Origin of the sequence: Chryseobacterium sp. KLBC 52 (assembly GCF_003347605.1) — a bacterium.
In the GTDB taxonomy this organism is placed as follows: domain Bacteria; phylum Bacteroidota; class Bacteroidia; order Flavobacteriales; family Weeksellaceae; genus Chryseobacterium.
Genome location: NZ_QDFZ01000029.1, coordinates 19,788 through 35,175, shown reverse-complemented (window position 1 = coordinate 35,175; position 15,388 = coordinate 19,788). Strand labels below are relative to the sequence as shown.

Genomic DNA, 15,388 nt, shown 5'->3' with positions numbered 1-15,388 from the left:
CTAGAGGGGGAATTAGCTCAGCTGGCTAGAGCGCCTGCCTTGCACGCAGGAGGTCAAGGGTTCGACTCCCTTATTCTCCACAGTTTTGGAAGACTGATTTAAAAGTTACGGATGGAGCCAAAAACAACATCTGTTCATTAGTCGGAAAAAAAGAAATTAAGATCATTGACATTAACGGTAAAGACATCACAAAGAGAAAACCGAGCGCATAAAGCGCTTGAGTAACCAATAGGAAAGAAATCGTTAAGGGCGTATGGCGGATGCCTAGGCTTTCAGAGGCGACGAAGGACGTGGTAAGCTGCGAAAAGCTGCGGGGATTGGCACACACGAATTGATCCGCAGATATCCGAATGGGGCAACCCGGCATGTTGAAGACATGTCACCTCGTAAGAGGAGCAAACCCGGAGAACTGAAACATCTAAGTACCCGGAGGAAAAGAAATCGAAGAGATTCCGTAAGTAGTGGCGAGCGAAAGCGGATTAGCCCAAAAGTCTTTTTATGTTTAGAGGAATGTTCTGGAAAGAACAATCGTAGAAGGTGATAATCCTGTACTCGAAAGGCATATTAAGATGATAAATGAGTAGGGCGGGACACGTGAAATCCTGTCTGAATATGGGGGGACCATCCTCCAAGGCTAAATACTCCTGAAAGACCGATAGTGAACAAGTACTGTGAAGGAAAGGTGAAAAGCACTTCGAATAGAAGGGTGAAATAGAACCTGAAACCGTACGCCTACAAGCGGTCGGAGCAGCGTAATGCTGTGACGGCGTGCCTTTTGCATAATGAGCCTACGAGTTAATTTTACTAGCGAGGTTAAGGTATTAAGTACCGGAGCCGGAGCGAAAGCGAGTCTGAATAGGGCGGATAGTTAGTAGGATTAGACGCGAAACCTTGTGATCTACCCATGGGCAGGTTGAAGCTCTGGTAACACAGAGTGGAGGACCGAACCGGTTGACGTTGAAAAGTCTTCGGATGACCTGTGGGTAGGGGTGAAAGGCCAATCAAACTGGGAGATAGCTCGTACTCTCCGAAATGCATTTAGGTGCAGCGTCGTATATAAGTTTATTAGAGGTAGAGCTACTGATTGGATGCGGGGGTTTCATCGCCTACCAATTCCTGACAAACTCCGAATGCTAATAAATGTTCTACGGCAGTGAGGGCATGGGTGCTAAGGTCCATGTCCGAGAGGGAAAGAACCCAGACCAACAGCTAAGGTCCCAAAATATATGTTAAGTTGAAGCAACGCGGTTGGACTGCATTGACAGCTAGGATGTTGGCTTGGAAGCAGCCATTCATTTAAAGAGTGCGTAACAGCTCACTAGTCGAGCGGTCCGGCATGGATAATAATCGGGCATAAACATATTACCGAAGCTATGGATTTATATTTTAGATATATCTGGTAGGAGAGCATTCTATTTGCGCCGAAGCAGTACTGTGAGGTATTGTGGAGCGGATAGAAAAGAAAATGTAGGCATAAGTAACGATAAAGCAGGCGAGAAACCTGCTCACCGAAAGACCAAGGCTTCCTCAGCCATGCTAATCAGCTGAGGGTTAGTCGGGACCTAACGCGAACCCGAAAGGGGTAGTGGATGGACAATGGGTTAATATTCCCATACTTGCTCACGAATAAAGGGGACGGTTGGATGTAGCTGCTGGAGACTGACGGAATAGTCAAGGCCTAGCCTTCGGGCGAAGCTGCTGTAGTGTAATCTGATCCAAGAAAAGCCGAAGTGAAGCAACCCGTACCAAAACCGACACAGGTGGTCGAGGAGAGAATCCTAAGGTGCTCGAGTGAGTCGTGGCTAAGGAACTAGGCAAAATAGTCTCGTAACTTCGGAAGAAGAGACGCCAACAGCAATGTTGGCCGCAGTGAAGAGGCCCAGGCGACTGTTTATCAAAAACACAGGACTCTGCTAAATCGAAAGATGCTGTATAGGGTCTGACACCTGCCCGGTGCTGGAAGGTTAAGGAAGGTGCTTAGCGTAAGCGAAGGCATTAACTGAAGCCCCAGTAAACGGCGGCCGTAACTATAACGGTCCTAAGGTAGCGAAATTCCTTGTCGGGTAAGTTCCGACCTGCACGAATGGTGTAACGATCTGGGCACTGTCTCAGCCACGAGCTCGGTGAAATTGTAGTATCGGTGAAGATGCCGATTACCCGCAATGGGACGAAAAGACCCTGTGAACCTTTACTATAACTTCGTATTGACTTTGAGTAAGTAATGTGTAGGATAGGTGGGAGGCTTTGAAGCAGGCACGCTAGTGTTTGTGGAGCCGCCGTTGAAATACCACCCTTTACTTACTTGGAGCCTAACTTCTTTCAGAAGGACATTGCGTGGTGGGTAGTTTGACTGGGGTGGTCGCCTCCAAAAGAGTAACGGAGGCTTTCAAAGGTACCCTCAGCACGCTTGGTAACCGTGCGTAGAGTGTAATGGCATAAGGGTGCTTGACTGTGAGACCTACAAGTCGATCAGGTGCGAAAGCAGGACATAGTGATCCGGTGGTTCCGTATGGAAGGGCCATCGCTCATAGGATAAAAGGTACTCCGGGGATAACAGGCTAGTCTCCCCCAAGAGCTCACATCGACGGGGAGGTTCGGCACCTCGATGTCGGCTCGTCACATCCTGGGGCTGGAGAAGGTCCCAAGGGTTGGGCTGTTCGCCCATTAAAGTGGCACGCGAGCTGGGTTCAGAACGTCGTGAGACAGTTCGGTCTCTATCTATTGCGGGCGTTAGATGTTTGAGAGGGCTTGATTCTAGTACGAGAGGACCGAATTGAACAAACCTCTGGTGTATCAGTTGTACCGCCAGGTGCACCGCTGAGTAGCTACGTTTGGAAGAGATAAGCACTGAAAGCATATAAGTGCGAAACTCGCCTCAAGATGAGACATCTTTTAAGGGTCGTTGTAGATGACGACGTTGATAGGCTATAGGTGTAAAGACAGTAATGTCATAGCCAAGTAGTACTAATTACCCGTAGATTTATAGTCTATGGTTACTAATATAAACCAAGTGCTTTATGCGCAGTGAAGGTTTTGTCTTTGTGAAAGTTTTTATCGCTTAAAAACGCAATTGGCAACTAGCAGTTAGCAATTGGCAAAAACAGCCAAAAGCCAACAGCAAATAGCCAGCTGCTATATACAACCTTTAGGGTGGTTTTAGCGGTGGGGCTCACCTGTTCCCATTCCGAACACAGAAGTTAAGCCCACCAGCGCCGATGGTACTGCTAACGCGGGAGAGTAGGCCGCCGCCAGTTTTTATTTTATTTTTAAAAAACCTTTATCTTTACGATAAAGGTTTTTTTGTTTTATACCCAGCTCAATTCATGAGTAATGAGTAATAAGCAATGAGCAATAGGTAATCAGTTAAGATGACCAATTGCTGTTATCTTCCCTATCTCATCCTCCTTCCTCCAGCTTCAGGCTTCCTGCTTCCAGGTCTATGTTTTCTATTTTTTACCCACAAATTGGTCTTTACCATCATTGCTAATTTTTATTCCAACCCATATTGTCACTCCGTAGGAGTCTAAACAGAGTTTTTCTTTATTAAAATGCTTCGACTCCGCTCAGCATGACATTGCTAATACTAGCTGTTAAAAAACTTAGACATTATCCTGTCATTTTACATCTTTCAAACCTCTCATACATAAACCTTGATTCCTAAGGTATGACACAATGGTAATAAAGGTATATCTGTACGTATCCTTTTTCTATAGAAATCATGAATTTTTAAACACATACTGATAACTGGTCCTAACCCCGGAACTCGCAACCCGAATTAACCATCACCTATTAATCACCGGCAAGCTATTCACAAAACTATTTCCTTCTATTACCCTGTTTTCCTCGAATAAATTCAATAAGTTTGTACTAGTTTTCCAAAAATAATTATAATGTCAGGAAATATTCTGATCATCGATGATGAGATCAAACTCCTTAAATTGTTAGGAATGATCCTTTCCCAAGAAAATTTTAATGTAAAAGAAGCGTCTACGGCACGTTCAGCAATGACGATGCTGGAGCAATATGAATTTGATGTTGTTTTGAGCGATGTGCGTCTGCCTGATGCATTTGGAGTAGAACTGGTAAAGTCTATCAAGAATAAATATCCTCAAATTGAAATTATCCTGATGACGGCATTCGGTAATATTACGGATGCAGTGCAGGCTATGAAGAATGGAGCGTATGATTACCTGGTGAAGGGAGATGATAATGAGAAAATCATACCATTGGTATATAAAGCTCTGGATAAGGTAAAGGATAACAAATCAAAGGTTGTTTCGCAAACTGCAACAAAAGGTTTTGATCAGATTATTGGTAAGTCACCTTTAATTTTACAGGCTAAAAAACTGGCTGAGAAAGTAGCATTAACCGATGCTGCTGTTCTTCTTACAGGTGAAACAGGTACAGGAAAAGAAGTTTTTGCCAGTGCTATTCATGAAGGAAGCGACAGGAAGAAGAATAGTTTTGTAGCCATCAACTGTTCAGCATTCAGTAAGGAGATTCTTGAAAGTGAGCTTTTTGGTCATAAACAAGGTGCTTTTACTGGTGCTTTGAAAGATAAGAAAGGATTGATTGAAGAAGCTGATGGAGGAACTCTGTTTCTGGATGAAATAGGTGAGATGCCGATTGAACTCCAGGCAAAACTGCTCAGGGTTTTGGAAACCAGGGAATTTATCAAAATGGGGGAAACTAAAGTTTCAAAGTCAGACTTCAGATTGATTGCAGCGACCAACAGGGACCTTGTAGAAGAAATAAAGCATGGCAACTTTAGAGAAGATCTCTATTTCAGGCTGAATGTATTTGAGATTACACTCCCGGCATTAAGAGAAAGAAAAGAAGACCTGAAAGCTCTTGCCAAAAACTTTGTAGATATTTTTTCAAATAAACTTCACTTGTCCTCGGTTCAGGTTGATCCGGAATATTATAAAGTTTTAGAGAGAAATGACTGGAAAGGAAATATTCGTGAGTTGAGAAACGCTGTAGAACGCAGTTTGATTTTAATGGATAATAATATTCTTGATGCTGAAAGTCTTCCTCATTATTCTGAAAAAACAGTTCCTGAAAGTGATTCTTTAAGCATCCGTTCACTGGAGAAAATACATATCCAAAAAGTATTACAGTATACAAAAGGAAATAAAGCAGAAGCAGCCCGATTACTTGAGATCGGTATCGCCACGCTATACCGTAAACTGGAAGAATACGGATTGAAATAAATCTTTTATCATTTTAATAAAGAGCCTATCATTTTGATAGGCTTTTCTGTTTTTATATAGTTTGGTATTTTGTTTTAATTTACTGTAATTCAATTTCTTGTGTGTTTATTTTTCAAAATGGACTTTCTTTTGGCATATAGTCTCTGAATAAAATATTTAAAAATGACAATTTCAAGAAAAACGTTTAAAAAACGGGAGCATTCTACTTTTAGTTTGCTGATTGTATCGTACGTATTGTTGACTCTTTTAACCCTAATGATTAAGATATGATGCTCATCAGTTTAATTCTGCTTTTTGCAGTGTTGTTTTGGCTTTTATGTAAATCAGTTGAATTTTTTGATAGAATATAAATTATGTGGAGTTTATTTTTCCTCTCAATACTTGCCTTTGTGTATATCTGTTATGTTTTAATGAAACCTGAAAAATTTTAATTGGTCATGAATACAGAAATTTTAGGCATTATAGCAATGTTTGCTATCACGTTAGTTATCGGAATTTTTTTAGGGAAATACATAGCTAATGTTTATGGATACAAAAAAACTTTTCTGGATCCGGTTTTTGAACCCATTGAAAAGTTAATTTATAAAGTTTCGGGAATTAATCCTGCCCGCCAGATGAACTGGAAACAGAATATGTATGCTATGCTGGCGATCAACCTGATCTGGTTCATCATAGGTTTCCTTCTTTTGATGAATCAGGCCTGGCTTCCTTTAAATCCTGATGGAAACCCGAATATGTCACCCGATCTGGCCTTTAATACGACTATTTCATTCTTAGTGAACTGTAATTTACAGCATTATTCAGGAGAAACAGGAGTAAGTTATCTGAGCCAGCTTTATCTGATGTTTTTACAGTTTGTTACGGCTGCAACGGGAATGGCGGCTATGGCTGTTCTTTTCAAAGCTTTTAAAGAAAAAACAAGTACTGAACTTGGGAACTTCTACGATTATTTTACAAAATCAATGATCAGAATTCTGGTTCCTATCAGTGTAATTGTCGCTTTGATACTTTCTATCAATGGAAGTCCGATGACTTTCGAAGGTAAAGATCACATTATAACACTGGAAGGTCAGAAAGCAGATGTTTCCAGAGGTCCTGTGTCTGCATTTGTTGCAATCAAACACTTAGGAACTAATGGTGGTGGATTTTTCGGGGCCAACTCAGCGCATCCGCTAGAAAACCCTAATTATATAACCAATATGACAGAGATGGTCACACAGATGATTATTCCGTTTGCATTGGTATTTGCCCTGGGTTTTTATCTGAATAAAAGAAAACTTTCATGGGTGATCTTTACGGTAATGACGGTCGGTTTTCTGGCACTTACCATTCCGAATATTGTGAATGAAACAGGTGGAAATCCTTTGATTACACAAATGGGAGCTGACAACAGCCTGGGAGCTATGGAGGGTAAGGAAATCCGTTTCGGTAGTGCAGCATCTGGCTATTGGAGTATTGCTACAACGGTAATCTCTACAGGATCTGTAAATGCGATGCACGACAGTACAATGCCTCTTTCTGGAATGAATGAATTGCTTGCGATGATGATCAATTGCTTCTACGGAGGCTGTGGAGTCGGAATCCTGAACTATTTCATCTTTATCATTCTTGCTGTATTCATCAGTGGTCTGATGGTAGGACGAACCCCAGAATTTATGGGTAAAAAGATTGAAGCCAAAGAAATGAAAATCGCAATGATTGTGGCTTTATTCCATCCTTTCTTAATTCTTGCAGGAACAGCTTTAACGGCTTATCTCCCGGAATTTGGGGCAAAGACATTGAACAACCCAGGTTTTCATGGTTTCAGTGAAATGTTGTATGAGTTTACTTCTTCTGCAGCGAATAACGGTTCCGGATTTGAAGGACTTGGAGACAATACTCCTTGGTGGAACATCTCAACAGGAATTGTATTGTTACTCTCAAGATTCATCCCGATTATAGGACCTGTAGCGATTGCTGGACTATTAGCACAGAAGAAATATATCCCTGAAAGTTCAGGAACACTGAAAACAGATACGGCGACTTTCGGATTTATGACCCTGGCGGTGATTCTACTGATTGCAGCACTGTCTTTCTTCCCTGCATTGACTCTAGGGCCTATTGCAGAGCAGATTCAGTATTTCTCAAAATAAATATGAACATTAAAATTTAAAATCAATATTCAACCATTAAGGATGCTGAAGAGTTTGAGGAAGCTAGTCTGACACTTACTGAAACGTTCACTTATATTATCCATATCTATCCTTATTATCTGGCAGACCTTAATGGTTACTATTGATTTACAATGATATAAACTCTTTCAAAAAAATGAAAAATCAGTCACAAACATTGTTTCAAAGAGATTTAGTCAACGAAGCAATCAAACAGTCCTTCGTAAAACTGAATCCGAAAATTATGTTTAAAAATCCGGTAATGTTCCTGGTGGAGATCGGAACCATTGTCATGTTTATCGTAAGCATGTTCAGTCTTACTGGTGATCAATCCCAGGGAAGCTTTTCCTATAACTTTTTAGTATTTATTATTTTATTTTTCACCGTTCTGTTTGCCAATTTTGCAGAAGCTATTGCAGAGGCAAGAGGTAAAGCGCAGGCTGATACCCTCAGAAAAACAAGGGAAGAAACGCCGGCCAAACTGGTACTTGATAACAAGCCGGGATTCCAGGTAGAAACAAGACTGAAGATGTCAGCTGAAATGACATTAGGCGATATTTTCCTTTGTGAAGCCGGAGATCAGATTCCGATGGATGGGGAGATTATTGAAGGTCTTGCTACCATTGATGAGTCTGCTATTACCGGAGAAAGTGCACCTGTCATCCGTGAAGCCGGAGGAGATAAAAGTTCTGTAACCGGAGGGACAAAAGTACTTTCAGACAGAATTAAAGTAAGAGTAACCACAAAACCCGGAGAATCCTTCTTAGATAAAATGATTGCCCTTGTAGAAGGCGCATCAAGACAGAAAACACCCAACGAAATCGCATTAACCATACTTTTAGCAGGATTCACGCTTACATTTATTATTGTTACCCTCACTTTAAAGCCTTTTGCAGACTATGCGCAGACTCCGATTACCATAGCGGCATTTATATCTCTTTTCGTTTGTCTTATTCCGACAACTATCGGAGGTCTGCTTTCTGCAATCGGAATTGCGGGGATGGACAGAGCACTAAGAGCAAATGTGATTACCAAAAGTGGAAAAGCAGTAGAAACTGCTGGAGATATTGATGTTTTGCTACTTGATAAAACCGGAACAATTACCATCGGAAACCGTAAGGCAACCCAATTTCATCCTGCCAATGGAATTCAGCTTGAAGAATTTATTAAAGCATCAGCATTAAGTTCTGTAGCGGATGAAACTCCAGAAGGAAAATCCATTATTGAACTGAGTGCTTTGAAATCTGAAGATCTATTGGTTGCTAATCCTGCTTATATCGATTTTACTGCAGAAACAAGAACTTCAGGAATTGATTTTGACGAAACAAGAATCCGTAAAGGAGCTTATGATACCATAAAAAAACTGACTGAAAAAGCCGGGAATATCTTCCCACAGGAAACCCAGGATGCGGTAACCAAAATTTCTGAAAACGGAGGGACTCCTTTAGTAGTAGCCGTTAACGAAAAAGTATGGGGCGTTATTGAACTTCAGGATATTATTAAAACCGGAATTCAGGAACGTTTCCAGAGACTGAGAAAAATGGGGGTGAAAACGGTAATGGTAACTGGTGACAACCCTTTGACCGCAAAATTCATTGCAGAAAAAGCTGGAGTAGATGATTTTATCGCTGAAGCCAAACCTGAAGATAAGATGAATTACATCAAAAAGGAACAGCAGGAAGGTAAGCTGGTAGCGATGATGGGAGACGGAACCAATGATGCTCCGGCATTAGCCCAGGCAGATGTAGGTGTTGCTATGAATAGCGGAACGCAGGCAGCCAAAGAAGCCGGGAACATGGTAGACCTTGATAATGACCCTACAAAGCTGATTGAAATTGTAGAAATAGGGAAACAATTATTGATGACCAGAGGAACATTGACCACTTTCAGTATTGCAAATGACGTAGCGAAGTATTTTGCCATTATTCCGGCACTCTTTATCACTTTTATTCCTTCTCTTCAGAAGCTGAATATTATGAACCTTCACAGCCCGGAAACAGCCATATTATCAGCAGTTATTTTCAATGCGATAATTATTCCGTTCCTGATTCCTCTGGCGTTGAAAGGAGTGGCTTACAAGCCGATTGGTGCAAGTGCATTATTAAGAAGAAACCTTTTGATCTATGGGTTAGGCGGAGTAATCGTTCCGTTCATCGGGATCAAAATCATTGACCTGATAATCAGTTTATTCTATTAAAATTTTAAAAATGAAAAATCATATTGTTTCAGCATTCAGATTAACTCTTGTCATGTTGGTCGTTACAGGTATTTATCTGGCAGTTGTTTATGGAGGTTCTAAAATACTTCCTAACAAAGGAAACGGAGAAATTGTTTACAACAAAGGGCAGAAGTTTTATGCTAATATCGGGCAGGAATTTAAGTCTGAAAAATATTTCCACGGTCGTCCTTCTTCAGTCAATTATAACGCAGCAGGAAGTGGAGGAAGCAACAAAGGTCCAAGCAATAAAGAATATCTGGAAATTGTACAGAAAAGAATTGATACTTTGAAAATGGACAACCCTGAAATGGCTAATGCTAAAGTTCCTGTAGAGCTTGTTACCGCAAGTGGAAGCGGACTGGATCCGGATATTTCTGAAGAAGGAGCTTTATATCAGGCAAAAAGAATTGCAAAAGTGAGAAGTCTTTCAGAGGAACAGATCAAAAGCTTAATTAATAATCAAACTGAAAAGCCTTTCTTAGGACTTTTCGGGCCTTCAAAAGTAAATGTTCTGAAGCTTAATATTGCTTTGGACCAGTTAAAATAATAAATTTAATAACCGATAATCATGTCAAGATTTTAAACCTTGACATGATTAACATACCTTAATAAAAGTGAAAAAATATTTAGTTATAGGAGCCGTATTGGGAATGTTTTTCTCAAAAGCCCAGTCATCAGATTCATTAAAAACAAGTAATAAAGTGACATTTTCCGCTTATGCAGAACTTTTTTATACCTATGATTTTAATGAGCCGGGCAGCCATATGCGTCAGAATTTTTTATACTCATACAACAGACATAATGAAATGAATCTTAATCTGGGATTGGTTAAAGCCAATTACCAGAGTGAAAATATCCGTGCCAATGTTGCTTTAATGGCCGGAACCTATGCCCAGGATAATATGGCAGCAGAACAAAATGCACTGCGTTATGTAAACGAAGCCAATATTGGAATCAAAATATCAAAGAATAAGAATTTATGGATTGATGCAGGGATCATGCCTTCCCATATTGGATGGGAAAGTGCCATAGGAAAGGATAATGTGAATCTGACAAGAAGTTTAGCTGCTGAGAACTCTCCATATTTCGAAACAGGAGCAAAAATTTCCTACACCTCAGATAACGGGAAATGGTTTTTAAGCGGACTGGTACTGAACGGATGGCAGAGAATTGCCAAACCTGAAGGAAACCAGAGTATTTCTTTCGGACATCAGATAACGTATAAACCTAATGATAAAATTACTTTGAACAGCAGCTCATTCATAGGAAATGATAAAGCAAAACAAGATAAAAGAATGCGTTATTTTCATGATTTGTACGGAAACTTTCAGCTGACAGATCAGTTTTCGGCTGTATTGGGATTTGATATCGGAGCTGAGCAGAAATCCAAAGGAAGCGAGCAGTATAACATCTGGTACAGCCCGAATGTTCAGATGAAGTACCAGTTGGACAGCAAATGGGCACTGGCAGGAAGACTGGAATATTATCATGATAAAAATGGTGTGATTATCAGCACAGAAACGCCTAATGGATTTCAGACCTTCGGATATTCTCTCAATGTAGACTATGCTATATTCAAAAATGTTGTTTTCCGTACAGAAGCGAGAGGTTTTACTTCCAAAGATGCGATTTTTGCCAGGAATGATGATTTTAAAAAAGGAAATTTCTATATAACATCGAGCTTAGCAGTCTGGTTTTAAAATCGGTTTAGCCACAGAAAATAGTGCTTAAAGTAAAATTAAAAAGAATAAAATCAATGTCATCAGCAAAAGATTTTTTAGAACTGATTCAAAAATCCCGTAAAGGAAAATTCAAAATTTATATCGGGATGAGTGCAGGGGTAGGAAAGACCTTCCGTATGCTTCAGGAAGCGCATTCCCTTTTGCGAAATGGCATTGATGTAAAGGTTGGCTATATTGAAACTCATGGCAGAGAAGAAACGGTAGCCCTTGTAGAAGGACTTCCTGAGATTGAAAGAAAATCAGTCTTCTATAAAGGAAAGAACCTTGAAGAAATGGATCTTCAGGCTATCATCAACGAACATCCTGAAGTGGTTCTGGTAGATGAACTGGCGCATACCAACGTGGAAGGTTCCAAAAATAAAAAAAGATGGCAGGATGTACTGGAAATCCTTGATAACGGAATCAATGTCATCAGTGCCATGAATATTCAACACATCGAGAGCCTGAATGAGGAGGTAAAGAAAATCACTGGAGTAGAAGTGGCAGAACGGGTTCCTGATAAGATTCTGGCACTGGCAGATGAAGTGGTAAACATTGACCTTACCGCTGATGAATTGCTGACGCGATTAAAAGAAGGAAAAATCTATAAAAAGGAAAAAATTCAGACGGCACTTAGTAATTTCTTTCAGAGCGGACATATTCTGCAGCTTCGTGAGCTGGCTTTAAAAGAAGTAGCCACCCATGTGGAAAGAAAGGTAGAGACAGAGATCAAAACCGAAAATTTTAAACCGATAAAATTCCTGGCCTGCATCAGCAGTAATGAGAAAATTGCTAAAACAATTATTCGTAAAACAGCAAGATTAGCGAGCTACTATAACAGTCCATGGACTGTTTTGTACGTTCAGAAGCCTTCTGAAAATCCGGAAAAAATTGCATTGGATAAACAGCGGTATTTAATTAATAATTTTAATTTAGCACAGGAATTAGGTGCCAAAGTAGTCCGCATCAAAGAAAGCAGTGTTCATAACGGAATTCTGGAATATGTGATTGCTCAGAACATCACCTCGGTCTGTATTGGAAAACCTCACGCCAGTTTCTGGCAGCGAATGCTGGGGTACAGCTGGATTTATACCCTCATGAACAGGCTGAATGAAAGACAGATAGATATTATTATTTTATCATAAAAATAATGAAACTTAAAACGAAACTTACCTTAGGCGTTGGCCTTTTATTTTTACTGATTGTTCTGCTTTCAGTGATAGGTTCTGTATATATCAATAAATTAAAATCTGATACTGAAAAGATCCTTACAGCCAATTACAACAGCCTGGAGTTTTCCAAAAATATGCTTCTGGCGCTGGATAATATCAGTACAGACAGCACCGTTGCCGTAGCAGATTTTCAAAAAAATAATAAGCTTCAGGAAAAAAACCTTACAGAATTTGGAGAAAAGGAAGCCACACAGAACCTGAATCTTCATTTCAACAGCTACCTGAAAGCTCCTGATATCAATAAAGAAAAGCTCATCCGTGAAGATCTTTCGAAGATCATGTCTTTGAATATGAAAGGCATAGAACGGAAAAGTGATATAGCAATTATAACAGCAGAAAATGCCACTTTTTGGATTGTAAGTTTAGGAACCGTATGTTTTCTGATTGCTTTTATATTGCTTTTCAATTTGCCGCAAACCATTGCAGAGCCTATCAACCAGCTTACTTTCAGTATCAAACAGATTGCTGATAAAAACTATAGTGAAAGAGTTCATTTCAAAGGAAGTGAAGAGTTCAACAGTCTGGCAGACTCATTCAACAGTATGGCGGAAAAACTTCAGGAGTACGAAAGCAGTACACTTTCGAAGCAGTTAATGGATAAAAAACGTATCGAAACACTGGTTAACAATATGCACGATGCGGTGATTGGCCTGGATGAGAATCATTTTATCTATATGATCAATGATGAAGCGTTGAAGATCACCAATCTCCATAAGGAAGATATTATCGGAAAAACGGCTCATGAAGTAGCTGTTAACAATGATCTGATGCGTGAATTGCTGAAAAATATAGATCATCCGGTAAAAGATCCGATTAAAATTGTTCGGGATAACAAAGAAAATTATTTCGAGCAGGATATTATTCCCATCAATATTGTAAAGACAGGCGAAAAAGAGAAAAAATATATCGGAAAGGTAATACTCTTGAGAAATATTACGCCTTTTAAAGAACTTGATTTTGCCAAAACCAACTTCATTGCAACCATTTCCCATGAATTGAAAACCCCGATTTCAGCGATCAAAATGGGTGTTCAGCTTCTTGGAAACCAAAAGTTCGGAGAACTGAATGAGCAGCAGCAGGAATTGTTGAAAAGTATTAATGAAGACGGGCAGCGTTTATTGGATATCACTGGAGAATTGCTGAATCTTTCTCAGGTAGAATCCGGAAATATCAGATTGACTGTAGAAAAATGTTCTCCGAAAGAAATTGTACAGACTGCTGTAAAGAATGTAGAAAAGCTGGCGGAGCAGAAAAATATCTCCATCAGCACAGAATATCTTTTGGAAGACAGTGATGCAGTGACCGCAGATTTTGATAAAACCGTCTGGGTAATGAATAATTTTTTAACCAATGCGGTAAAGCACTCTTTTCAGGATGAAAATATTAAGATTGTGGTAGAAAAACTGAATACATTCATTCAGTTCAGTATTATTGATACCGGAAGCGGAATTGATGAAAAATACCACCGCCAGATCTTTGACCGTTATTTCCAGGTTCCCGGAGAACATCAGAATGGAACTGGCTTAGGCTTGGCAATTTCAAAGAATTTTATTGAGAAGCAGCATGGAGAAATAGGAGTGAAGAGTTCCCTGAATAATGGAAGTACGTTTTACTTCAGATTGCCAATTTCATAAGGATTATTGTTATATCTTTGAATAAGAAAATATTTGATTTTTCTTATTTGAAATTTGTAATTCTATCCTTTTAAATTCATGGATCCTTTTTTCTATTTGCCATTGGCAGGTATAGCATTTTTTATCATTTCAAGAATTTTCTTTTATACCCAGAAAAATAAAATTATTGAAAAATATCAGCAGCCGGATGCGGTAATTTTTAAAAATATCCATGGTACCATTGTTTCAGTAACTAAAGGAGGTCTTAGGTATAGTAAAAGACTTCAATGGTGTAGTTTTGAAATTGTCATGAATCAGAATTCTATGTTTTTGTTTCCTAAAGATTTTTATATTGTTCCCGGTAAATGTATTAATCTGAGATTTGGATCAGATCGCAGAAATACAATAAATCCGGAAGTTCTGAGAGAGTTTCATATACATGATAATTATGTGGAATTGATTCTTTATCCTGACTGGATGCCCAATACAAAACGTATAATTTCTTTGAAAGGATTAAACAAGGACGAAATTTTGCTGTTTCGGAAAGCTTTGATTAAAGAATAGTAGTTTAAGGAGTTATTTCAGATGGCTGCCTTCATAAAGATTAAATTGCGTATTTAAACACCTTATAGGTTTTATAAACCTATAAGGTGTATTCATCTATTAGAATAAGAAAATATCAGATCCTTACAATTAAAAAATGTAATCCTATTCTTTATATTTGCGATAAAAATAGAAATGAGAAAAACGTTAGGAATCCTATTATTCTCAGTTGTACTGGGGATTCAGGTCTCTGCACAAACCTTCACAGTAGAACAGCTTAAAGGATTCAATAAACTGACAATGGAGGAGTTTAAAAAGGAAATGAAACAGCTTCAGTTCAAATTTTATGACAGAACAGAAGGCTTAAGCTTCCTTTTAACCGAATACGAAGCTCCAGACTATAGCTCGAAAATCGGAAAGTTTGAATACAAAGAAGAAAAATCTGAAGACAGGATTGAGTTTGAGTTTAAGGACAAAAAAGAATATGAGCAGTATCTTAAACTGATATTAGCAGCAGGATATAAGGAAACTAAGAAAGGAAAGATTATCACCAAAGAGCTTTATGTAGATTACTACAAGAATAAGGAACATATCAGGCTGATTCTGCCAAAATCAGGAGAAAACGCTCCGTATACTATTATTGTTTTTAAGTAAACAAGATTATATATATTCCGAAGATACCTGAAAATATTGATTCT

Annotated in this window: 9 protein-coding genes, 1 tRNA gene and 2 rRNA genes; all 12 read left to right on the top strand. The window is 39.2% G+C overall.

The window, feature by feature from the left end; all coding sequences use genetic code 11:
- Positions 1 to 6 precede the first annotated feature (6 nt).
- The 12 genes from DDF69_RS21560 (at position 7) to DDF69_RS21500 (ending at position 15,344) form a co-directional block, all read left to right on the top strand.
- Positions 7 to 80, top strand: a tRNA-Ala gene (locus DDF69_RS21560).
- A 153-nt stretch (positions 81 to 233) separates the two neighbouring features.
- Positions 234 to 2,988, top strand: a 23S ribosomal RNA gene (locus DDF69_RS21555).
- Between the two features lie 158 nt (positions 2,989 to 3,146).
- Positions 3,147 to 3,254, top strand: a 5S ribosomal RNA gene (gene rrf, locus DDF69_RS21550).
- 636 nt (positions 3,255 to 3,890) lie between these two features.
- Positions 3,891 to 5,213: a sigma-54-dependent transcriptional regulator gene (locus DDF69_RS21545; RefSeq protein ID WP_114822587.1), complete on the top strand. Its 1,323-nt coding sequence runs from the start codon at positions 3,891 to 3,893 to the stop codon at positions 5,211 to 5,213.
- A gap of 437 nt (positions 5,214 to 5,650) precedes the next feature.
- Entirely contained in the window at positions 5,651 to 7,345 is a 1,695-nt protein-coding gene (gene kdpA, locus DDF69_RS21535) for a potassium-transporting ATPase subunit KdpA (protein WP_114822586.1), read from the top strand.
- A 175-nt stretch (positions 7,346 to 7,520) separates the two neighbouring features.
- Entirely contained in the window at positions 7,521 to 9,560 is a 2,040-nt protein-coding gene (gene kdpB, locus DDF69_RS21530; protein WP_114822585.1) for a potassium-transporting ATPase subunit KdpB, read from the top strand.
- Between the two features lie 10 nt (positions 9,561 to 9,570).
- The gene (kdpC, locus tag DDF69_RS21525) at positions 9,571 to 10,128 is read left to right on the top strand and encodes a potassium-transporting ATPase subunit KdpC (protein WP_114822584.1); all 558 of its coding nucleotides are present in this window, start codon (positions 9,571 to 9,573) and stop codon (positions 10,126 to 10,128) included.
- Between the two features lie 103 nt (positions 10,129 to 10,231).
- A complete protein-coding gene (locus DDF69_RS21520) occupies positions 10,232 to 11,281 on the top strand; it encodes a porin (protein ID WP_114822590.1) in 1,050 nt (349 codons plus the stop codon).
- Positions 11,282 to 11,337: 56 nt separating this feature from the next.
- The gene (locus tag DDF69_RS21515) at positions 11,338 to 12,447 is read left to right on the top strand and encodes a sensor protein KdpD (RefSeq protein WP_114822589.1); all 1,110 of its coding nucleotides are present in this window, start codon (positions 11,338 to 11,340) and stop codon (positions 12,445 to 12,447) included.
- Positions 12,448 to 12,452: 5 nt separating this feature from the next.
- Complete coding sequence (locus DDF69_RS21510; RefSeq protein ID WP_114822583.1) at positions 12,453 to 14,168, top strand: ATP-binding protein; 1,716 nt, start codon at positions 12,453 to 12,455, stop codon at positions 14,166 to 14,168.
- Between the two features lie 78 nt (positions 14,169 to 14,246).
- Entirely contained in the window at positions 14,247 to 14,711 is a 465-nt protein-coding gene (locus DDF69_RS21505) for a hypothetical protein (RefSeq protein ID WP_114822582.1), read from the top strand.
- A gap of 174 nt (positions 14,712 to 14,885) precedes the next feature.
- The gene (locus tag DDF69_RS21500) at positions 14,886 to 15,344 is read left to right on the top strand and encodes a hypothetical protein (RefSeq protein ID WP_114822581.1); all 459 of its coding nucleotides are present in this window, start codon (positions 14,886 to 14,888) and stop codon (positions 15,342 to 15,344) included.
- Positions 15,345 to 15,388: the final 44 nt, after the last annotated feature.

Coding starts and splice junctions, on each gene's coding strand:
- DDF69_RS21545 (WP_114822587.1), top strand. CDS start 3,891: ATGTCAGGAAATATTCTGATCATCGATGATGAGATCAAACTCCTTAAA.
- kdpA (WP_114822586.1), top strand. CDS start 5,651: ATGAATACAGAAATTTTAGGCATTATAGCAATGTTTGCTATCACGTTA.
- kdpB (WP_114822585.1), top strand. CDS start 7,521: ATGAAAAATCAGTCACAAACATTGTTTCAAAGAGATTTAGTCAACGAA.
- kdpC (WP_114822584.1), top strand. CDS start 9,571: ATGAAAAATCATATTGTTTCAGCATTCAGATTAACTCTTGTCATGTTG.
- DDF69_RS21520 (WP_114822590.1), top strand. CDS start 10,232: ATGTTTTTCTCAAAAGCCCAGTCATCAGATTCATTAAAAACAAGTAAT.
- DDF69_RS21515 (WP_114822589.1), top strand. CDS start 11,338: ATGTCATCAGCAAAAGATTTTTTAGAACTGATTCAAAAATCCCGTAAA.
- DDF69_RS21510 (WP_114822583.1), top strand. CDS start 12,453: ATGAAACTTAAAACGAAACTTACCTTAGGCGTTGGCCTTTTATTTTTA.
- DDF69_RS21505 (WP_114822582.1), top strand. CDS start 14,247: ATGGATCCTTTTTTCTATTTGCCATTGGCAGGTATAGCATTTTTTATC.
- DDF69_RS21500 (WP_114822581.1), top strand. CDS start 14,886: ATGAGAAAAACGTTAGGAATCCTATTATTCTCAGTTGTACTGGGGATT.